Source organism: Thioalkalivibrio sp. ALgr1, assembly GCF_000378285.1.
Classification (GTDB): Bacteria; Pseudomonadota; Gammaproteobacteria; order Ectothiorhodospirales; family Ectothiorhodospiraceae; genus Thioalkalivibrio.
Genome location: NZ_KB905134.1, coordinates 306,150 through 327,387 on the forward strand (window position 1 = coordinate 306,150; position 21,238 = coordinate 327,387).

Here is a 21,238-nt window from a genome sequence, read left to right on the forward strand (position 1 = left end):
TTCAGGCGCCCCCGATCAAGGCCAGCAGTTCGTCGCGGGCCTGATCAAACCCGACCGCCTCGTCGCGACCCTGCCCAAGGTAGGCCTCCAGCCGCTCGTGCATCGCCACCGCTTCATCCAGATGCGGATCCGCTCCCCTGCGGTAGGCGCCCACGGCGATCAGGTCGCGGTTGCGCATGTAGGTCGAGGCGAGATCCCGGAATCGCCGGGCCGCCTGCTCGTGCTCCGGCGTGATCAGCGCGCTCATCACTCGCGAGACCGACGCCGACACGTCGATCGCGGGATAGCGTCCGGTCTCCGCGATCTCGCGCGACAGGACCACGTGCCCGTCGAGGATCGCACGCGCCGCATCCACAATCGGGTCGTTCTGGTCATCGCCCTCGGCGAGCACCGTATAGAACGCCGTGATCGAACCACCGCCCACATCCCCGTTGCCGGCCCGCTCCACCAGTTGCGGCAGACGCGCGAACACCGAGGCGGCGTAGCCCTTCGAGGCCGGTGGCTCGCCAATCGCCATCGCGATCTCGCGCGCCCCCTGGGCAAAACGCGTGAGCGAATCCATCAACAGCAGTACATTGAGCCCCCGGTCGCGGAACGACTCCGCCACCGTGGTGGCTACCCAGGCCCCGTGCTGGCGAAGCAGCGGCGACTGGTCGGCGGGCACTGCCACGACCACGGTGCGCTGGCGTGACTCCTCATCCAGGATCTCGTGGATAAATTCATTTACTTCGCGCCCACGCTCACCGATCAGCCCGACCACGATCACATCGGCATCAGTGTTGCGTGTCATCATCCCGAGCAGAACGCTCTTCCCGACACCGGACCCGGCGAACAGGCCCAGCCGCTGCCCACGGCCGACCGACAGCAGGCCGTTGATCGAGCGAATCCCGACATCCAGCGGTTCCCGCACCGGAGCCCGCTGTAGCGGGTTGATCGGCCGCCCCGACAGCGGACTGTGGTCACGCGCGCGCAAGGGCCCTTTGCCATCCAGCGGCTGGCCATTGGCATCGATCACGCGCCCGAGCAGCGCGTCCCCGACCGGGATCTCGCGTTGGATATCGAGTGGTTCGATGCGCGCACCGGGCGTCAGGCCCGAGGCAAGCTCCTCCGGCATCAGAAAGGTGCGGTCGTTCTGGAACCCCACCACCTCGGCCGGGACGGCCGCGCCATTCTCGCCGTGGATCAGCGCCCGGCCACCCATCGGAAGGCGCAACCCCTCGGCCTCGAAGGTCAGGCCCGTCAGCCGCGACAGGCGGCCTTCGGACTGTGGCGGTTGCACGCGCTCCAGCCGGCCACGCGACTGCTGCAGACGATCCAGAAGCCCGGTGGTCAGTTGCTCTTGCCCACGCTTGCGCAGGGTATCGAGGGGCGAGCTCATGAATCGTCCTCCGATACCGAAGCATCCTCGGGCGCCGTCGAACGGGCAGGCTCAGCCAGATCGCCCCAGACCGCCTCGACCGCCTGTTGCAGGCGGCGCTCCAGCGAGGCGTCCACAAACGCCGCGCCCGACTCGACGCGGCAGCCACCCCGAACAAGGTTCGTATCCGCGACCCAGCGCACCCGCGTATCCAGCGACTGGACATACTCTTCCAGCAGGTTGCGGTCATCCGGGTGCACATGCACCCGCACTTCCTGATTCCGCCCAGGCAGTTGTGCCAAGGCCTGATGCAATACCTGTTCGATCAGTTCCGGTCGGGTCTCCAGCTCGGCAGACAGCACTTTGCGGGCCAGGGCGACGGTCAACGCCAGCAGCTCCGGCTCCAGCTGGTCGGCTGCTTCGGCCAACGGGTCGGTCAGCCCACCCGCCAGTGACTCCAGTCTGGCGACCGTCTCGCGCAGCTGCTTGTCCGACTTTGCCCGCGCGGCCTTCTCGGCCTCCTGTTTCCCGACCTCGTGGCCTTCGGCGTATCCGGCCTCGAAGCCATTCTGACGTGCCTGTTCCTCGATCGCCTCGATCTCGGCGGCCGTGGGCAGTCGTCGGGGCGGCCGCAGGCCTTCATCGCCAATCTCTGGCGGTTCCCAAACCGACGCGTCGGGGTCATGGACCCGCACCTGGGCGCCGGGACGGGATGTCACAACATCGCCTCGCTACCCTGCCCGCCGAGCACGATCTCGCCGTTCTCGGCGAGGCGACGGGCCACCGCCAGGATCTCCTTCTGCGCCGCCTCGACCTCGCTCACGCGGACCGGGCCCTTGGCCTCCAGATCCTCACGCAGCATCTCGGCCGCACGCTTCGACATATTGCGGAAAATCTTGTCCTGGAGCTCCTCTTCGGCGCCCTTCATGGCCAGCACCAACGAGTCTGTCGAGATCTCGCGCAACAGGGTCTGGATGCCGCGATCGTCGATATCCACCAGGTTCTCGAAGACGAACATCTCTTCTTCGATCCGCCCGCCAAGGTCCGAATCGGACTCCTTGATGGATTCCATGATCTCGGCCTCGCGCGACCCTTCCATCAGATTCATGATGTTGGCCGCCGTGCGAACCCCACCCAGCATCGAGGTCTTGCTGGCGGCATTCCCCGAAAGCTGACGATCGAGGATTTCATCCAGCTCCTGCAGCGCCTGCGGCTGGATGCCGTCCAGCGTCGCGATTCGCATCACGACGTCCGTCTGCACGCGGGTAGGCAGGTATTGCAGCGTGTCCGATGCCTGATCGGAATCCAGGTGCGACAGGACGATCGCGACGATCTGTGGGTGTTCGTTACGCAGCATGTCGGCGATCGCGCGCGGGTCCAGCCACTTAAGGGCCTCGATCCCCTTGGAATTGCGCCCCAGCAGGATCCGGTCGATGACGCCCGAGGCCTTCTCGCCAAGGGCGTTCTCCAGCACGCTGCGCACGTACTCGTCCGCACCCACGCCGAGCGCCGTTTGCTCCTGCACATGCGCGGAAAACTCGTGCAGCGCGGAGTCCACATCCGCGCGCGAGATGCGGTCCATCGAGGCCATCGCGGTCCCGATCTTCTGGACCTCTTTGGGCCCCATATGGCGCATGACCTCGGCGGCGGCATCCTCGCCGAGACTCATCATGAACACCGCGGCGCGTTCCGCGCCATCGAGCTTCTTGGGTTGCTTGTCAACGGCCATCATCACCCAACCAGGTCTTCATTACCTGCGCCACGCGCTTCGGATCCTCGCGCACCATCTCGCGTACCGCCTCGAGATCCATCTCCTGCTGATCGGGCCCCTTGGGGCCCGTCAGTGCGGCCACGGCCGACTGCGAGCCCGCCGGCGCACCGGGACTATCTTCGTCCGACTGGTCCGTCAGCGCCCTTTGCTGGTCGGCCCGCGGATCACGCGGCGGGCTTGCCATCAGCTGCTTGAGCGCCGGGCGAACCACCGTGAGCAACAGAATCAACGCCAACAACAGGCCTGCGCCGATCTTGACCATCTCGAGGAACCACGACTGAGACCAGAACGGCACCTCGTCTTCGATCATTTCTTCCGCCGGGGCCTCAAAGGGCGCCGTCACGACGTTCAGCGTATCGCCTCGGGCCTCCGAGAATCCAACCGCTTCTCGCACCAGCGCTTCGATCCTTTCCAGCTCCTCCGCATCGCGCGCCACGCTCTCGCTGGCTCCGTCCTCGCCCAGCTGCTCACGGAAGTCCACCACGACCGCGGTGGACACCCGGCGGATACCGCCCGGCGCCTCGCGGATATGGTTGATGCGTCGATCGACCTCGTAGTTACGCGTAACGTTGGCGCTGCGGCTCGTCGGCAGCGGCGCCGGGGCCACCTCACCCTCAGTGCCCTCAACCGCCCCGCCCTCCGGCGGCTGATTGGTCAGGGCGCCGGGGACTCCCGCCGGCCCACCATCCATCCCGGTGCGCTCGTCCTCGCGCGTCTGCTCCGAACGCAGCGCGATGGTCTCGGGATCGTAGAGCTCCTCGGTGCGTTCCACCTGCGAGAAATCGATATCGGCATTGACCTGGACGCGCACCTTGTCCGAACCCACGATCGGCGCCAGCAGATCGTGGATGCGCTCGGCGTAGCGTTGTTCGACCTCGCGCGAGAACGACAGGCGGTCACTGCTGGCCATGCCGCCACGATCGGCCCCATCCTGCGTCAACAGGCGGCCACGCTGATCGACCACCGTCACCCGCTCCGCCTCGAGCTCCGAGGTGCTGGAGGCCACCAGATGCACGACCGCGGCCACCTGCGACTCGGAAAGCGAGCGACCACCCCGGAGATGAACAACCACCGAGGCAGTGGCCGGGCGGCGATCGCGCACGAATACCGACTGTTCGGCCTGCGCGATATGCACGCGTGCCCGTTCGACCGCGTCCAGAGACGCAACGGTGCGCGCCAGCTCGCCCTCCATCGCGCGATGAAAGCGCGCCCCCTCCACCATACGGCTGGTACCCAGCCCGGTGTCTTCCTGCAGCAGCTCGAAGCCCACATCGCCCGAGCGCGGCAGGCCTTCCGATGCCAGCTGCAGTCGCGCCTCGGCCAGATCCCCCTGGGGCACCTTCACTTGTCCGGTCGTGGCGTCCACCTGGTATGAAATACCGGCCTGGGACAGCGCCTGCACGACTTCCGCTGCCTCCTCGCTTTCCATGCGCGGAAACAGCGGCACATACGTCGGCCGGAAGGCCCAGTACAGTACCGCCACGATCACCACGATCGCGCCGGCGAGCATGCCCAGAAGCGCAAGCTGACGCCCCGCCGGCATGCCATTGAACTCGCGGATACCACCCGTGATTACGGACGGCAGGGATTGTGCGTTCTCGGCCATGAGTACTTATTCTCCGTGCGGTCCGCGCATCAGACCTGCATCCGCATGATTTCCTGATACGCATTCAGGAGCCGGTTGCGTACCTGGTTCGTGGCCTCGAACGCGATGCTCGACTTGTTCATTGCCACCATGACCTGGGGCAGGCTGACGTTCTCGTCGCCCAGCTCGAAGCGAGTCTGTAGATCGGTCGCACTCTGCTGAACATCATTCACCCCGCGCAGCGAGTCGCGCAGCACGTTCTGGAAATCCGCCCCGCCGACCTTGCCCGGCTGCTGCGCGGGATTGGTCCCTTCCACGCCCGAGCTCTGCGTCAGCTGGCGCATCTGGGCCAGAACGTTCTGAATCTGCATCTCGCTCATGATTCGACTCCCCTATTCGCCATCCACGCCCACGTGTGCGTGTCTTACCCTTCGCGCCAATGCCCGATGTGACCTGTTGGCGTCGAAACAGCACTAAGCAAAGGCCGTGCCAGTGGTCTCACTAGTGACTCGACGAAGGCACCGCGAAGCCCGATTCCCGCAACCGGGCAATCTTGTAACGCAATGTTCTGGGGCTGATTCCCAGACGTTCCGCGGCCTCCTTGCGGCGCCCGCCCGACTCGCGCAGGACATTGAGAATCACCCGACTCTCCTGTGTCTGCAGGGTCTGTTCCAGCATGGGCGTCGAGTTCTCGTCGACCGAGTCGCGGTCATCCGGGTCCGAAGCGTCCGATGGCCGACACTCGTGCGTGCCCCAGGGCATCAGCATGTCCAGGTCCAGCCAGATCGCTTCGACACCGATAACGGGTCCGCGCGCCGCATCGTGCAGCGTCACCGCACGTTCCATCACATTGGCGAGCTCGCGCACATTGCCCGGCCAGTCGTGCTCGACCAGCCGTTTCCGGGCAGACGCATCGAGATCGGTCAAGGCATTGCCGCTCAACCGGCGCAGCAGGGTGCGCGCCAGCGGCACGATATCCTCCGGGCGCTCGCGCAGCGGCGGGATCCAGACAGGAAAGACATTCAGGCGGTAGTAGAGGTCGTCGCGCAGCACCCCTTCCGCCAGTGCCTCGCGCAGGTCGCGGTTCGAGGTCGCAATCACCCGTACATCCACTCGGCGGGCCTGCCGGCCGCCCAGTGGCTCTACCTCGCGTTCCTGCAGCACCCGCAGCAGCTTGGCCTGCAGGTTCACCGGGATCTCCGTGACCTCGTCGAGCAACAGCGTCCCGCCGTGAGCCTGGGCGAACTTCCCGGGCCGCGCCTCCAGTGCCCCGGTAAACGCCCCCTTCGCATGCCCGAACAACAGGGCCTCCAGCATCGTCTCCGGCAGTGCCGCGCAGTTGACGGCCTCGAACGGGCCGTTCGCACGTGGTGAGCGGGCATGCACCTGGCGGGCCAGCACCTCCTTGCCAACGCCTGACTCGCCGGTGACGAATACCGTCGCCGGGCTTGCGGCGATCCTCGAGACAAAGGCGTCCAACAACTGCATTGAGGCGCTCTGCGCCACCATCCGTGGAACCACAATGCTTGGCGACGGCCTGGCCACCGAACGCAGCCATTCAGCCATGGACTCGGCCATCTCGGGAAGGGCGAAATGCGCGGCCAAGCCTTCACGCAAGGCCCCGATCTCGGCGTCCTGCGTGGCGTCGTGCCCGACCGCGGCGACCGGCATCCGCGCCCCCAACTCAGCCCAGTGGCCCGGGGCATCCCTGCGCGCCACCAAAACCGCACGAGGGCGATGCGTCTCCAGTGCGACCGGTAGCGCCTCGCTCCGGCAAGATTCCAGCCGCACGCGCGGGATCGTCGCCAATACGCGGACCACCGCCTCGCGCAGCGCGGGTTCCGCATCGACTAGGAGAATGGTCGCTCTGGACATATACCGGTTCCTCGAAAGTTCAGGAGGCAACCAGCAAGAACCAAGCCAGAAAGAAGAAACGAAATAACTACAAGGACTTAACAAGGGGTCCGGATGCGCGTCGTCAAATCCTCGTCGGGCGTTCCGGTATCAACGCGGCCCCCACCTGACGGCTTCCCGACGATGCTGGGCCAAGGGGCAGAACCTCAGGCCTTGCCCAATCCGAACTTGCGCATACGCTCGACCAGGGTGGTGCGGCGCATACCGAGGCGGCGCGCCGCACGGGCGACGACCTGGCCGGTTTCGTTCAGCGCCGTGACGATCATTTCGCGCTCCAGGTCATTCAGATAGCCGCGCAGGTCCACGCCTTCCGGGGGCAGCCCCTCGCGGGCCAGACCCAATGCCCCATTCGGCGCGCTGCCGGCCTGTCCATTCGCATCGCTCTGCGGCGGCATGGTCAGGTCTTCGATGCCCTCCGGGCGGACCCGCGGAGGGAGCTGCCCGAGGTCCACTGGCAGGTCCGGATACATGATGGCCAACTGCTCGAGCAGGTTTGCCAGTTCGCGGATGTTGCCCTTCCACGGCAGCTGGCTCAGGTGCGCCATCACGGCCGGGGTCAGGTGGGCCGGAGTCATGCCCTGCTCTCGCAACCGATCCTCCAGCGCAGCCACCAGGGACGGGATGTCGCTCGCGCGCTCGCGCAGCGGGGGTAGCTCGATGGGGAATACATTGAGCCGGAAGAACAGATCCTGACGGAAACTGCCCTCGGTCACCGCGTCATCCAGATTGCGATGCGTGGCCGCGATGATCCGTGCATTGGTGGAGATCGACTTGTTGGAACCAACGCGTTCGAACACGCGCTCCTGCAGGACACGCAGCAGCTTGACCTGCATCGGCAACGGCATGTCCCCGATCTCGTCGAGGAACAGCGTCCCGTCGCCGGCCAGTTCGAAGCGGCCCGTACGCGCGGTGAAGGCACCCGTAAAGGCCCCCTTCTCGTGCCCGAACAACTCGCTTTCGAGAAGATCCGCCGGGATTGCGCCGCAGTTGACGGCGACGAAGGGCTTGTCCGCACGATCGGAGGCCGCGTGGATCGCCCGCGCAATGACCTCCTTGCCGGACCCGGTTTCGCCCAGAATCAGCGCCGTGGCATCGGTACGGGCCACCTGCGCGACCAGGCGCTTGACCGCCAGCATCGTCGGATGCACCCCCACCAGGCCCGGCATGTCGTCATGCCCGGGCTCGCGGCCGTACCGCAGCCACTGCAAGACTTGGCTCACCTGGGCAATCGACAACGGGTGCTCCACCACGCAACCCGAACCCGGGGCGCTGACCTTCTCGCCATCGGTGGGCTGCACGACCACGGTCGTCTGCCCGTTGAGTCCCTCGAACAGGCGCTGGTCCAGCTCCGCGGCCGGCCCGCACCACCACACCGCTGCGGCGTCGGAACCCTGGTCGATCAATGCATCAGGGGATTGATGGGATTCGGTTTCACAACCGAGACAGGACAGAATCGCCTGCGTGTCGCGGGCAGCGCCTGGTTCACCGGTGAGAGCAATCCGTAGTTCCTGGCTGCGTCCATTCAGATCCGTCATACCGGCCACCGCTCGTAGACTGAGTTGACTCATGCAGGGTCCAAAGCCGACCCATACAAAGGTGTGATGAGCGTCTCAGTATCCGGCTAGTTGTGACCGGCGTCAACTTTCTGTCGTTTGTCGGCAATCTCGCGCCGATGGAGGCGAAAAATCCAGCGTCCAAGGGACTCTCTGAGGGTGTCTTCCATGCCCGTCCACCGCATCAGCTGTACGTCTCCAGCCGTTGTCGGACTCTCGACACCCAGCACGCAAGGCTGCGGCAACAGCCGGCTGAGATAGATCTCCAGACGGTCACAGTCCTCGGGTACAGTGCCCGCTGGCAATACAATCCCGTGGCGCGACAAGGTCGCCTCCACGGGTGCCGGACGCTCCGGGTGCAGCGATTCGGCCACCAGATGCAGCAGCAGGTCCAGCTTGTGCTCCAGGCGCTGGATCTCGGGTGCGGTCTCGTCCTCGTGTGGGATCGAGCGCGGGTGAGTGTCGTCGAACAGGTCCAGGCTTTCGATCAGGCGCTGTGCGAGCCCCGGGTCCGTCAAGGCGCGCTCCGATGGGCCGACCGCGAGCGCACTGCTCACTCGCAGATCATCCCCCAGGTACTCGCTCCATTCGCTCGCCGTCATCGGACCTCCTGGTTTACCGGCAGGGTGCGTTCCCGCCGCTTGCGCGGTTTGTACAGACGCTTATAGACGATCAGGCCACGAACACACGCGCGTTACGGAACAACCGCATCCAGGGGCCGTCTTCACCCCAGTCCTGTGGGTGCCAGCTGTGCTGCACGGTCCGGAACACCCGTTCCGGGTGCGGCATCATGATCGTGGCACGGCCGTCCTGCGAAGTGAAACCGGTGGCGCCGCCCGGGGAGCCATTGGGGTTCGCCGGGTAGTGGGTGGCCGGCGTGTCGTCCGCCTCCACGTAGCGCAGCGCCGCCTGGTCGTGCACCGGGACCTCGTCCCGATACTGCACGCGGCCCTCCCCGTGCGAGACCACCACGGGCAGCAGGGATCCACCCATACCGTCCAGCAGGACCGAGGGGCCCGGCTCCACCCGAACCAGTGACAACCGGGCCTCGAACTGCTCCGAGCGATTACGCACAAAGCGCGGCCAGTGATCCGCTCCGGGAATCAGCGGGGCCAGATGGGACAGCATCTGGCAGCCATTGCAGACCCCGAGCGTAAAGCTGTCGGCGCGGTCGAAGAAGGCCTGAAACTGATCGCGCAACGCCGCGTGGTTCAGGATGGTCTGGGCCCAGCCGCCCCCGGCGCCGAGCACATCCCCGTAGGAAAATCCTCCACAGACAGCGAGGCCCTGCATCTCGTCCAGCGTCCTCCGTCCCGAGAGCAGGTCCGTCATGTGGACATCCACCGGCTGAAAGCCCGCACGCTCGAATGCCGCCGCCATCTCCAGCTGGCCGTTCACCCCCTGCTCGCGCAGGATCGCCACGCGTGGCCGCTCACCGGTCGCGATCATGGGTGCGGCGATATCCTCCGCCGGGTCGAACCCGAGGCGCGCGGTCAGGCCGCCATCGTTGTCGACACGCGAGAACTCCTCTTCGGCACACTCCGGATCGTCGCGCAGCCGCTGCATCGCGGCCGAGGTTGCCTGCCACTCGCCCTGCAACTGCGCCCGCGTCGTCTCCAGCAAATCCTTCGGTCCCTGGCGCACGAGCACGCGGTCATCCGCGCGCACGGTCGCGACCCGGTGCAGGTGCGCGCCCAGGCCCACGGCGTTCAGCCCGTCACGCAGCGCCGCCTCGGCCCCCGGGGCCAGCTGCACGACCGCGCCCAGTTCCTCGTTGAACAACCACTCCTGTGCACGGTGATCGTCGGGCACCGTGACCTCCAGCCCGCAACGACCGGCGAAGGCCATCTCCGCAAGCGTCGTGAACAGGCCGCCATCGGACCGATCGTGGTACGCGGCCAGCAGATCCTTGCGGCGCAGCCCCGTGATCACGTCAAAGAAGCCGCGCAGACGCCCCACATCGACCAGATCCGGTGCCTCACTCCCGATATGCCCCCAGGCCTGGGCCAGCGCCGAGCCGCCCATGCGCGTATTCCCCTCGCCCAGGTCAATGAGCCACAGGGTCGAGTCCGCACCCGGATTCAGCTCGGGCGTCACGCTGCGCCGGACGTCGGCGACCGGGGCAAAGCCCGAGACGATCAGCGAGACCGGCGAATACATGTCCCGCGCCTCGCCATCGGCGGTCTCCCAGACCGTACGCATCGACAGCGAATCCTTGCCCACCGGGATGGAAATGCCCAGGCCCGGGCAGACATCCTCGGCCACCGCGCGCACGGTATCGAACAGGTTGGCGTCCTCGCCGGAGACACCGGCGGCGGCCATCCAGTTGGCCGACAGCCGAATCATCTCGGTACTGTCGATATCGGCGGCGGCCATATTGGTCACGACCTCGCCAATGGCCATGCGCCCCGAGGCGGGGCCGGAGAGGATCGCCAGCGGCGTGCGCTCGCCCATGGCCATCGCCTCGCCGGTATAGCCCTCGAAGTCGGTCAGCGTGACCGCGCAGTCGGCCACCGGCACCTGCCACGGGCCCACCATCTGGTCGCGCGCGACCAGCCCGCCCACGCTGCGATCACCGATCGTGATCAGGAAGTGCTTGGCCGCTACCGCAGGTACCTGCAGCACGCGGCGGACCGCCTCATCCAGCGGGCAAGCGACCGCGTCAAAGTCGGTAGCCGGCGGTGCCGTGCGACGGTCCTCGCGCGTCATGCGCGGCGTCTTGCCGAGCAGCATGCCCATCGGCATGTCCACGGGCGGCTCGTGGAACAGCCGGTCCTCGACCTTCAGGTGGCCTTCCTCGGTGGCGCGACCGACGACCGCGAACGGCGCCCGCTCGCGCTCGGCCAGCATACGGAAGGTCTCCAGACGGCCGTCGTCCACGGCCAGCACGTAGCGTTCCTGCGCCTCGTTGCACCACAGCTCCATCGGCGACAGGCCCGGCTCGGCGGTCGGGACCTCCCGCATCTCGATCACGCCGCCCCGGCCGGCATCGTCGAGGATCTCGGGAATGGCGTTGGACAGTCCACCCGCACCCACGTCATGGATCGAACGGATCGGGTTCTGCACCCCCAGCGCGGTGCAGCGATCGATCACCTCCTGGCAGCGCCGCTCCATCTCCGGATTGCCCCGCTGCACCGAGGCGAAATCAAGCTGCTCGGCGCTGGCGCCGCTGGCCATTGACGACGCCGCCCCGCCACCCAGGCCGATCAGCATCGCCGGGCCGCCCAGCACCACGATCGGCGTACCCGGGGGTACATCCTGCTTGTGCACATGTTCGCCGCGGATCGATCCCAGGCCGCCGGCCAGCATGATCGGCTTGTGGTAGCCGTACAGGGCCTCGCTCCCGTCCGGGCGCGGCAGGGCCATCTCGAAGGTGCGGAAGTATCCCGCCAGCGCCGGGCGGCCGAATTCGTTGTTGAACGCAGCGGCGCCGATCGGGCCGTCCAGCATGATCTGGCGCGCGCTCTCGATCCGTTGCGGCCGGCCAAAATCATGCTCCCACGGCTGCGGCAACTCCGGGATCTGGAGATTGGAGACGGTAAAGCCGGTCAGCCCCGCCTTGGGCTTGGAGCCCTGTCCGGTGGCCCCCTCGTCGCGGATCTCGCCGCCCGAGCCTGTGGCGGCACCCGGGAACGGCGAGATCGCGGTCGGGTGGTTGTGGGTTTCCACCTTCATCAGGATCGGCAGATCCAGCGATTCGCGCTGATACTCGCCAGTGATCGCATCCGGCATCAGGCGGATGCCCGCATGCCCGGCGATCACCGAGGCATTGTCGCTGTAGGCCGACAGCACACGCTCCGGATGTTTCTGGTGGGTACTGCGGATCATCCCGAACAGCGTGCGTTCGTCCGCCTCGCCATCCAGGATCCAGGCGGCGTTGAAGATCTTGTGGCGGCAGTGTTCGGAGTTCGCCTGGGCGAACATCATCAGTTCGGCGTCGGTGGGCGCGCGCCCGAGCGCCGCGTACCCATCCGCGAGATATTCGATCTCGTCCGGCGAGAGCGCCAACCCCAGATCGACATTGGCGGCTTCCAGCGCCCGGCGCGGGTCATCGCCCAGCTCTACACGGCCCAGCGAGCGCGGCGTCTCGGTCTGGAACAGCCGCGCGGCCTCCGCCGGATCCTCGATCACGGTCTCGGTCATCCGGTCGTGCAGGACATCGCCGAGCGCCTCGAGGGCCGCGCCTTTGGCCCCCTGCCCGCCGATCTGCCAGTGGATGCCGCGCTCGATCCGCACGACGGCCTCCTCGAGGCCGGCATGGTGTGCGATCTCGGAGGCCTTGGACGACCACGGGCTGATCGTGCCGAAACGCGGGATGACCACCAGTTCGCGCTGGATCTCGAAGTCCGGCGCGCGCCAGGCCTCGCCCTCGGACAACAGGCGGTCCAGGATCGCGTCTTCTTCCGCCGTCAGGCGGCGCCGGGGCTCGATGAAATACACAAACCGCGCCGCGAGCGGACCCGCGTCAGGGACACTCGCCCGCAGGCCGGCTTCCAGTGCCCGCAGCCGAAATGGCGAGACGGCGATACCCCCTTCCACAAACCGCATTGCGCTTCCTCGATACCCGGAGATGACAAAGGCTGCGCATTGTACCGGACCCGGCGCCGGGCCGGGACCGCCGCCCGCCTACTGGATCACTCTCCATGGACCGTTACGGTCAGCGTGCGCGTGTGGGCGGCGTAGCGGTGCTCCCACAGAAACAGGCCCTGCCAGGTACCCAGGACCAGCCGGCCCATCCCGACCGGGACGGTCAGGTCATTGTGGGTCAGCATCGCGCGGGCATGGGCGGCCATGTCGTCGTCGCCTTCCATGTCATGCCGGTAAGCGGGATCGCCGTCCGGGGCCATGCGCGCGATCAGGGTCTCCAGGTCATGACGGACATCGGGATCGGCGTTTTCGGTCACCAACAACGAGGCACTGGTGTGGTGCTGAAAGACATGGCAGGTACCGGTAGTGATCCCGCTGGCGGCCACGATCTCGTCGATCTGGCGCGTGATGTTGATCGTGCCCCGCCCCTCGGTGCGTACGCGAAAGCTGTCCTGATGCACGGCCATACCCGGCTCCCCAACAAAAAAGCGCCCGAAGGCGCTTGATTGGACTTGCTAATTTGGTGGAGGCGGCGGGAATCGAACCCGCGTCCGCAGGCCCTCCGCCTTCGGCTCTACATGCTTATTCTGTCTTTGAGTTTAACCAGCCGCTACCCGACAGGCAGGGAAAACAACTGGCGATCCCGGTTTAGTTTTAATGGATCCACGCCGGGCGCGCTTCACCACGAGCTTGTGAGAGTCGACGCCCGATACTGGACGCACAAGCACGGCTCCAGTCGGACGGCATCTACCGGTTTTAAGCGGCGAGTGCGTAGTTGTCGTCGTTGGCAACTATTTTTTTGCAGTGATTTTTACGAGGCTCACCACATCCTCGGCATGCACCTCAGGTTTCGCGACCCGCGTCGAATCCAAGTCGCCCCCTTACAGTACACAGACAGTCTACCGCGCCAAGGGTTCCCCGACCAGACGAATATGCACGGTGACCTCCTCCCGATCGTGATACAACTGTCGTGCCCGGACCTCATAAGCCAGCCCCGCGTCGCTCAGCCGTTCATCCAGGTGTTCCAGACAGTCCCGCACGGTCTGCCAGCGTTTCTTCATCGGCAGTTTCAGGTTGAAGATCGCCTCGCGGCACCACTGTCTTTCCAGCCAGTCCCCCATGCGGGCCGCAACACGTGCCGGCTTGTCCACGATATCGCAGACCAGCCAGATCACCGGATTCGGCGGCTCCCAGACAAAGGCATCCTCGCGGTGATGCTCCACCTGGGTGGTCGCCATCAGCCGCTCGTCCATCGGTCCGTTGTCCACGGCATGCACATGCATCCCGCGCCGCACCAGCTGCCAGGTCCAGCCGCCCGGAGCGGCCCCCAGATCCACGGCCTGCATGCCCTCGGCCAGTCGCTCCGGCCACTGCTCCGCCGGGATAAATGTGTGCCAGGCCTCTTCCAGCTTCAGCGCGGAGCGGCTGGGCGCATCGGATGCCGCCCGCAGGCGCGGCTTGCCCTCCGGCCAGTCGCTGCGTTCTCCCGGCCGGGAGAATGCAATCTGTACCCGGTCGCCAGCGGACCAGAACAGGTGCGCCCGCAACCCGGCCGCATCCGGGACCAGCAGGCCGCGCTTGCGCAACACGGCCTGCAAGGGTCGATCCAGGGCGCGCGCCAGCCGAACCAGTGACTGGCCGTCGTTGGTGTCCGGGCACTCGTGCCACAGCGAGTCGAAACAGATCCCCGTCAACTGCAGCTGATCCAGGATCGGCGTCACTCGATCCTCTCGGCTCAGCCGTTCCAGTGGGTGCAGCGCCACCAGCCGCTGCCGGGCAAAAATCAATTCATCCAGCGGCAGTGCCGCGGCCAGCCCCACAAGATCGCCATCCGCCGGGACAAAGCGTACAAATCCGGTATCGGGCTTCGCACGCGGATAGGCGGCCATACCCGCCTCCGCCGCCCGCTCCGTCAGCTCGGCAATCAGGTCGGGCTCGAAACCCGGGCGGCAGTAAAACAGCAGTTCGGACGCCGTCGCCTCGATCGCCACCATGTCTCCTCCATGAAAAAAGCCGCCACACCCGAGAGGGGTGAGGCGGCTTCGAGGGTAACCGGACCGAACATCCGGGTCACCAATCCACGGTCGGGATTAGATCTCCAGGCCCGGATCGCCTTCGACGTTCTTCAGCTTCGGCAGATAGGGCTTGCTGACCTCGACCGTACCCTTCTCGCGCAGATAGTCCGCGACCAGTTCCCAGACCGGCTCGGAATCCAGCGGCTCGTGCACGTTCGCCCAGCCGGCCACGACATAGTTCTTGTCCATGTCGATCGGTTCGCCATTGATCTCCAGGTCGCTGATACGCGAACCCATCGACTCGTGCGGATCAATCGTGTACTTGATCCCGCCGGTCCGGACCATGTCGCCACCGCGATGATGGTACGGGTTCTGGTTAAAGATCGAGTTGGCCACATCCTCCAGCGTGTTCTTCAGCTGTTCGCCGGTCATCTCGTTACGCTGGACCTCGGAGTACGTGGTCACGGTCTGGCTCATCACCTCCTCGAAGGTGATCGGCTGACCCGGCAGCACGCTGACACCCCAGCGGAAGCCCGGGGAAAGTGCGACTTCGGCATCCAGCTTCTCGCGCAGTGCATCCAGGATCACCTCGTCGAAGGTGCCGTTGAAGTTGCCACGGCGGTACAGCACACCGTCGGTCACCGCGAGCTCTTCGTTCAGCTTGTCCTGGTAAGGCTCGTGAACCTTCTTCACGTGCTCTTCCATCTCCGGATCGGCATCCAGCAGGTTGGAGAACACCGGCAGCATGTGGAACTTGTAGTCGCGCACGCCGCTCTCGCCGACATCCAGATCGAGCAGACCCAGGAACTTGCCGTTCGAGCCCGCGTTGGTCACCAGCGTGATGTCGCCACCGGCATTTTCGATCTCGACCGCACCGGGGATCGGGTCGTGGGTATGACCACCCATGATCACGTCCACGCCTTCCAGGTTACGGGCCATTTCCATGTCCGTGACCATGCCGTTGTGCGACAGGATCGCGACCACCTTCGCGCCCTTTTCGCGGCACTCGTTGATCATGCGCTGCATGTGCTCGTCGCGGATGCCGAAGCTCCAGTCCGGGAACATGTAGCTCGGGTTAGCCACCGAGGTGTACGGGAAGGCCTGACCAATCACCGCCACCGGCACGCCGTTCATTTCGCGGATGGTGTAGGGCTCGAACACCGGGTCGCCCCAGTCGCGGTCCTCGATGTTCTGCGCCAGGAAGTCGATGCCGTTCGGCTTGAAGTCGTTCTCGACGATCTCCATCACGCGGTCGTCCCCGAAGGTGAACTCCCAGTGGCCGACCATGATGTCCACACCCAGCAGCTTCTGGGCATCGACCATGTCCTGACCGTCGTCCCACAGGGACACCGCAGAACCATGCCAGGTATCGCCACCGTCCAGCATCAACGAGTTCGGCCGGTCAGCGCGCAACTTCTTGACCAGCGTGGAAAGGTGCGAGAAACCGCCCATACGGCCGTACTTCTCCGCCGCGTCGACGTAGTCGAGATGGGTGATGGCATGCGCCATCGGCGTACCGGGCTTGATACCGAACCACTCGAGCAGCTCGTTGCCCACCAGCACCGGCGGCTTGCCCTTCATGTCGCCCACGCCAATGTTCACGTTCGGCTCGCGGAAGTAGATCGGCTTCAGCTGCGCGTGGCAGTCGGTGTAGTGCATGAACGAGACATTGCCGAATTTCGGGATGTCGTACATCTCGCTGCTCAGGGGCTTCCACGATCCCTTCTCGCCGGCCCAGGCATTCATCGAGAAGCCGGCGGCGCTCGCCACGGCCATGGCCTGCAGGAATTCTCTCCGAGTCAGATTCATTGACTGGCTCCTATTGGTGGTTTGAATTGGATAAACCGCAATTTCTAGCTGGACCTGTTCCGGTCCTCTTCCCGGTTATTCCGGACGTGCTTTGGCCAATTTTGTTCCATCGGCCTGGTCGTCATCGGGTGCGCAGCCTACCGGAGTTACCGCGAGTTCGCGCGGGATCGTATAAAAATCGAACCCATTCCAATCCGATCTGCGCTGACAAAAAAATGCTCCGGGAGCCTGCCAGAGCCACAACGCAGGTCACAAAAAAGGCCTGTCACCCTAGGGGTAACAGGCCAAGACGCGACATACACCGCCGGAGGAATCGATACGGGGGCACGGCGCCGACAGCGCTGATCCTTGTGCCCTCGCCGACCGACCCATGCCCGGCAGCTACAGTCTATGAACCTGGAACCCGGCGGGAATTGATTCAGATCAACTATGCCGCAGGTTCCAGGTTGCACCCGCCCATCGTGACCCGCACGCCCTAGGCCGCGTACTTGCCCTCCGCGGCCAGGCCATTGTCGCGGGCACGCTCGTATACCGTCTTCTGCGCGCTCTCGAAATTCGCCTGCATGTCCTCGCCCCACAGCTTCATCGCGGCCTGCTGCATGCCGCGGCCGTAGGAGAACGAGAGCGGCCAGGGCGTGCCCCCAATGCGATTCATTGCATCCAGGTGCGCAGTTGCATCCGCGTCGCTCTGCCCGCCCGACAGGAACACAATACCGGGGAGGATTGCGGGCACCGCGGAGGCAAGGCAGCGAAGCGTTGCGTGGGCGACATCGTCCACACCCACCTGCTCCGGGCAGTCCTTGCCGGGGATCACCATGCTGGCCTTCAGGATCGTGCCTTCCAGCAACACGTGATGCTCGTACAGCGCGCTGAACACCGCCCGCTGCGTCGCCTCTGTGACGCCATAGCAGGTCTCGATGTCGTGATCGCCGTCCATCAGCACCTCGGGCTCCACGATCGGCACCAGCCCCTGCTCCTGGCAAAGCGCCGCATACCGGGCCAGCGCATGCGCATTGGCCTCGATGCAGGTATCGGTGGGCATGGTCTCGCCGATAGTGATCACGGCGCGCCACTTGGCGAACTTCGCACCCATCCGCGCGTATTCCTGCAGGCGCTCGCGCAGCCCGTCCAGGCCCTCGGTAACCTTCTCGCCGGGGAACCCCGCCAGGTCCTTGGCGCCCGTATCCACCTTGATGCCGGGCAGGATGCCCGCCTCGCGCATCACATCCACAAACGGCTTGCCGTCGCGCGTGGACTGGCGAAGGGTCTCGTCGTAGAGGATGGCGCCGGAGATGTATTCGTTCAGCTTCGGTGTGGTGAGCAGGAGCTCGCGGTAGGTTCGGCGATTCTCCTCGGTGTTCTCCACGCCCACCGCTTCGAATCGCTTGGCAATCGTGCTGGTGGATTCGTCGATGGCAATAATGCCCTTGCCGGGGGCCACCATAGCCTCGGCCGTCTCGATCAGTGTGTCGATTTTCATCTCTGCTCCTTGGGCGGGGGTACCCGTATGGATTTCCGTTGGAGACTAGTTCCCCACTCGGGGTTCTTCCATACGGACTCCCAACGCCCGGGAGCGGTTCACAAACCGTCGCTGCCGTTACAACCGCAGCGGTGGCCTAGTTCAGCCACTCCTTGCGCACGACGAACGTCTCGGCGATCAGGTCGTGCAGCCCCTGGCGGCGGCGGGTAAACGCCACCATCAGGTAGCCGATGCCGAACAGCAGGCCCGAAAGGATCTCCGCGAGATAGCGTCCTGTCGCGCGCATGAAGGTAATGCGCTCGCCGTGATAGTCGACCACACGCAGCCCCACCGCCATCTTGCCGACCGTCGCCTGGTAGCGGGAGCTGTGCATCCCCGCCCAGTACAGCCAGGCCACCAGGATGTTGATCAGCATCCAGGCAATATCGGCCGCCATCAGCTCGGGTTCCGGCCCCTTGGGCGCCATCGTCTCCGGGCTGATCACCATCTGCGCCACGATCTGCGGCACCCCGATCACCACCATGTCGACCAGGGTGGCCAGCACACGCCGCCAGAACCCGCCAAAGGCGGCGCGATCCTCCGGCGGCCCGGCGTGCGCCGGCGACGCTGCGGCCACCTCGACCAGATCCGCTCCGCAGCCATTGCAGTAGCGCGCCTCGGGCGGGTTGTCCCGCCCGCATGCCTTACATTCCATGTAACCCCCCTGACACTACAGCCCTACGGATGCACGACCGTGTTATGCCCGAACCGGATCTGCCAGCCGTGGTGATCATCCCGCTCGAGCAGAAAGCTCATACGGGTGTACAGCACGCCATCGCCGCGATCCGGCAGCCCGGCCGGCATGGATTGGATATCCGATACCCGCAGCACAGCCTCGGCAAACGCCGTGTCTTCGCTCAGCATCGAAATATCCTGGACATCCACGCTTAACGACGTACCGGCAAACGGCCCTTGCAGGACCTCGGTATGCCGCTTGGCATTCGTCGCACGATCATCAAAGCGCGTACCGAACAGGTTCACGAGCCCCGCGTCTTCCTGATAGTCCCGCGCCCAGGCCTCGCCATCACCGGCCTCCCAGGCCGCCTCCTTGGCCTCCAGAATGCGCTGGATTTCGCCTTCATCGGCGCCGGCGGTGGAGATCAGCGCGGCCAACGGCAGGGCGAGAAGCGAGAGTGCTTTTCTGGACATGACAACTCCTATAGTGAACGGCAAGACAGGCCCCTGTTTACAGGAGCGGCTCCACTGGCGCCAGTCGCGTAATCCCGGACAAGAAGCGCCGCCAGATACCCGCCTTCGGATCCGTGCGGTAGAGCGTGCCCTCGTCGTCCGTCCAGATCGGCCAGCCCTCGTCGTCCAACCGAACCTGATACGCCAGCTCCGGCCGGGTGCTGTGTTCGTACAGCTCCAGCAGCTCCTGGACGATCTCCGGCTCGCGCAGGAACACGCCCAGTTCGGTGTTGGTATAGCGCGAGCGCGGGTCCAGATTGAACGAGCCGACGAATCCCTCCTCGCGATCGATGATCAGCGCCTTGGTATGCAGGCTCGCATGCGAGGAGCCAATCCCCATCTCGCGATCCGCGGCTGCGCGTGGCGGCAGCGCAGTCGGGCGCAACTCGTGCAGCTCCACCCCGGCCTCCAGCAATGCGGGACGGCGGCGCGAGTAGCCGCTGTGGGTAAAGGCCACGTCGTTCGCCGCCAGGGAGTTTGTCAGCACACTCACCCGCACCCCCCGCTCACGCATCGCGATCAGCTGCGCCGTGCCATCCCGCCGCGGCACAAAATACGGCGATATCATCAACAACTCGTGCTCGACCGCATCCAGTCGCCGTGCCACCGCCTCGGCGACCCCGTCCCGGATATGCTCGTAGCCCTTGGCCTTGCCAACGTCATCCACGACCAGCTTGGCCTGGTCCGTCCAGGTGTAAGCCCCGGCATCATCAATCGGCTCGGCGAGAGGCACACCATTCAGTGGCTCCAGTGTCAGCAGCGGATGTTCCTGGTGCTCGGCCAGCCAGGCGTCGAGCTTCTCCCGGTGGCGCGCGAGCTTCTCCGGGTCCTGCTCCACCCGACGCATCCGCCGCAGATCGATCGCCGCGCGGCTGTTCCAGTACTCCACGAACGAATGATCGACCTCCGTCGCCAGCGGGCCGACCATCACCAGATCCAGATCCGTGAAGTTGTAATACGGGCTGACCTCGAAATACTCGTCGCCGATGTTGCGCCCGCCGATGATCGCCAGGTGCCCGTCGACCACCCAGACCTTGTTATGCATACGGCGATTCAGGTCGCTGCCACGAAAAACAAACTCCACCCCCGCACGCACCGCACCCCGGCGCGTACGAAACGGGTTGAACACGCGAACCTCGATATTGGGATGCTGATTGACCGCGGCCAGCAGGTCATCACTGCCGCGCAAATCCATGTCGTCCAGCAACAGCGACACCGCCACGCCCCGGTCCGCCGCATCCAGCAGCTCCCCGAGCAGCGTGCGACCGGCCACGTCATCGCGCCAGATGTAGTACTGGATATGGATGCGTTCCTGCGCCTTGCGCGCACTCTGCACCCGCCACTGAAAGGCCTCCGCCCCGGTATCCAGCAGCCGGAACCCCGTCTGCCCTTCCTCGACCGCCGGCAGCGTATCCAGCCAGGTGGCCAGCTCGCCCTGTACCGCTGGCGCCTGCGGGGTACGGTCCACCCGGTCCGACGCCGGCTGCATCGGGGTACACGCCGCCAGAAACGCCAGCAGCAACGCCGCGACCAGCGGCTGAAGCAACGTACGCGCGTTCATTCGCAGATGTCCGACACCCGCCCCCAACGAAGCACCCATAACGCAAGCATGTACCCACCCTGCGAACCTTTCCATGGTCCGTATCCCCAAAACAAAAAAGCGAGCCGGGAAACCCTGGCTCGCTTTCTCAAAATACTGGTAGGCGCGATTGGACTCGAACCAACGACCCCCACCATGTCAAGGTGGTGCTCTAACCAACTGAGCTACGCGCCTGTCGTCTTCGAGCCGCGTATTCTACGCGCTCCCCGCCCCCTGTCAAAGCCCTTTGTAACGCGGCGCTCGCCGCCGCTCTATCCGTAGCAAGACACGCTTTGCCTGGGAGAACCTGAGGTGCCAACGTCAGCGTGTCCATTGATCCGCTTTCCCAAAACGCATGCGC

Annotated in this window: 16 protein-coding genes, 1 tRNA gene and 1 other RNA gene; all 18 read right to left on the bottom strand. The window is 65.4% G+C overall.

The window, feature by feature from the left end:
• Window position 1: 1 nt before the first annotated feature.
• On the bottom strand, window positions 2-1,378 hold the full coding sequence (locus F466_RS0109155; protein WP_018174305.1) for a FliI/YscN family ATPase: 1,377 nt from the start codon (window positions 1,376-1,378) through the stop codon (window positions 2-4).
• On the bottom strand, window positions 1,375-2,076 hold the full coding sequence (locus tag F466_RS0109160) for a FliH/SctL family protein (RefSeq protein WP_018993949.1): 702 nt from the start codon (window positions 2,074-2,076) through the stop codon (window positions 1,375-1,377). The genes F466_RS0109155 and F466_RS0109160 overlap by 4 nt, the downstream gene beginning before the upstream one ends.
• Window positions 2,073-3,089, bottom strand: a complete 1,017-nt coding sequence (gene fliG, locus F466_RS0109165) for a flagellar motor switch protein FliG (protein ID WP_018139222.1) — start codon at window positions 3,087-3,089, stop codon at window positions 2,073-2,075. The genes F466_RS0109160 and fliG overlap by 4 nt, the downstream gene beginning before the upstream one ends.
• Window positions 3,076-4,734 (bottom strand): flagellar basal-body MS-ring/collar protein FliF, encoded by a 1,659-nt coding sequence (gene fliF / locus F466_RS0109170; protein ID WP_018993950.1) that lies wholly within the window; start codon window positions 4,732-4,734, stop codon window positions 3,076-3,078. The genes fliG and fliF overlap by 14 nt, the downstream gene beginning before the upstream one ends.
• A gap of 29 nt (window positions 4,735-4,763) precedes the next feature.
• Window positions 4,764-5,093 carry a flagellar hook-basal body complex protein FliE gene (gene fliE, locus F466_RS0109175; RefSeq protein ID WP_018139220.1) on the bottom strand — a complete coding sequence of 110 codons (330 nt, stop codon included), beginning with the start codon at window positions 5,091-5,093 and terminating at the stop codon, window positions 4,764-4,766.
• 121 nt (window positions 5,094-5,214) lie between these two features.
• Window positions 5,215-6,588, bottom strand: a complete 1,374-nt coding sequence (locus F466_RS0109180; protein ID WP_026182223.1) for a sigma-54-dependent Fis family transcriptional regulator — start codon at window positions 6,586-6,588, stop codon at window positions 5,215-5,217.
• 185 nt (window positions 6,589-6,773) lie between these two features.
• The gene (locus F466_RS0109185; RefSeq protein ID WP_026296442.1) at window positions 6,774-8,162 is read right to left on the bottom strand and encodes a sigma-54-dependent Fis family transcriptional regulator; all 1,389 of its coding nucleotides are present in this window, start codon (window positions 8,160-8,162) and stop codon (window positions 6,774-6,776) included.
• 86 nt (window positions 8,163-8,248) lie between these two features.
• Complete coding sequence (locus tag F466_RS0109190; RefSeq protein ID WP_018993952.1) at window positions 8,249-8,782, bottom strand: PilZ domain-containing protein; 534 nt, start codon at window positions 8,780-8,782, stop codon at window positions 8,249-8,251.
• Window positions 8,783-8,852: 70 nt separating this feature from the next.
• Complete coding sequence (purL, locus tag F466_RS0109195; protein WP_018993953.1) at window positions 8,853-12,728, bottom strand: phosphoribosylformylglycinamidine synthase; 3,876 nt, start codon at window positions 12,726-12,728, stop codon at window positions 8,853-8,855.
• Window positions 12,729-12,814: 86 nt separating this feature from the next.
• Window positions 12,815-13,234, bottom strand: a complete 420-nt coding sequence (locus tag F466_RS0109200; protein WP_018139215.1) for a secondary thiamine-phosphate synthase enzyme YjbQ — start codon at window positions 13,232-13,234, stop codon at window positions 12,815-12,817.
• Window positions 13,235-13,288: 54 nt separating this feature from the next.
• Window positions 13,289-13,648: a transfer-messenger RNA gene (ssrA, locus tag F466_RS13470) on the bottom strand.
• A gap of 18 nt (window positions 13,649-13,666) precedes the next feature.
• A complete protein-coding gene (gene rlmM / locus F466_RS0109205) occupies window positions 13,667-14,761 on the bottom strand; it encodes a 23S rRNA (cytidine(2498)-2'-O)-methyltransferase RlmM (protein WP_018993954.1) in 1,095 nt (364 codons plus the stop codon).
• Window positions 14,762-14,857: 96 nt separating this feature from the next.
• The gene (soxB, locus tag F466_RS0109210; RefSeq protein ID WP_018993955.1) at window positions 14,858-16,591 is read right to left on the bottom strand and encodes a thiosulfohydrolase SoxB; all 1,734 of its coding nucleotides are present in this window, start codon (window positions 16,589-16,591) and stop codon (window positions 14,858-14,860) included.
• A gap of 475 nt (window positions 16,592-17,066) precedes the next feature.
• On the bottom strand, window positions 17,067-18,071 hold the full coding sequence (locus tag F466_RS0109215) for a class I fructose-bisphosphate aldolase (RefSeq protein ID WP_018139212.1): 1,005 nt from the start codon (window positions 18,069-18,071) through the stop codon (window positions 17,067-17,069).
• 136 nt (window positions 18,072-18,207) lie between these two features.
• The gene (locus F466_RS0109220; protein WP_018139211.1) at window positions 18,208-18,765 is read right to left on the bottom strand and encodes an RDD family protein; all 558 of its coding nucleotides are present in this window, start codon (window positions 18,763-18,765) and stop codon (window positions 18,208-18,210) included.
• Between the two features lie 23 nt (window positions 18,766-18,788).
• Window positions 18,789-19,259, bottom strand: a complete 471-nt coding sequence (locus F466_RS0109225) for an SgcJ/EcaC family oxidoreductase (RefSeq protein WP_018993956.1) — start codon at window positions 19,257-19,259, stop codon at window positions 18,789-18,791.
• Between the two features lie 37 nt (window positions 19,260-19,296).
• Complete coding sequence (locus F466_RS0109230) at window positions 19,297-20,859, bottom strand: phospholipase D family protein (RefSeq protein WP_018993957.1); 1,563 nt, start codon at window positions 20,857-20,859, stop codon at window positions 19,297-19,299.
• 136 nt (window positions 20,860-20,995) lie between these two features.
• Window positions 20,996-21,072: transfer RNA gene (locus F466_RS0109235), tRNA-Val, on the bottom strand.
• Window positions 21,073-21,238 lie beyond the last annotated feature (166 nt).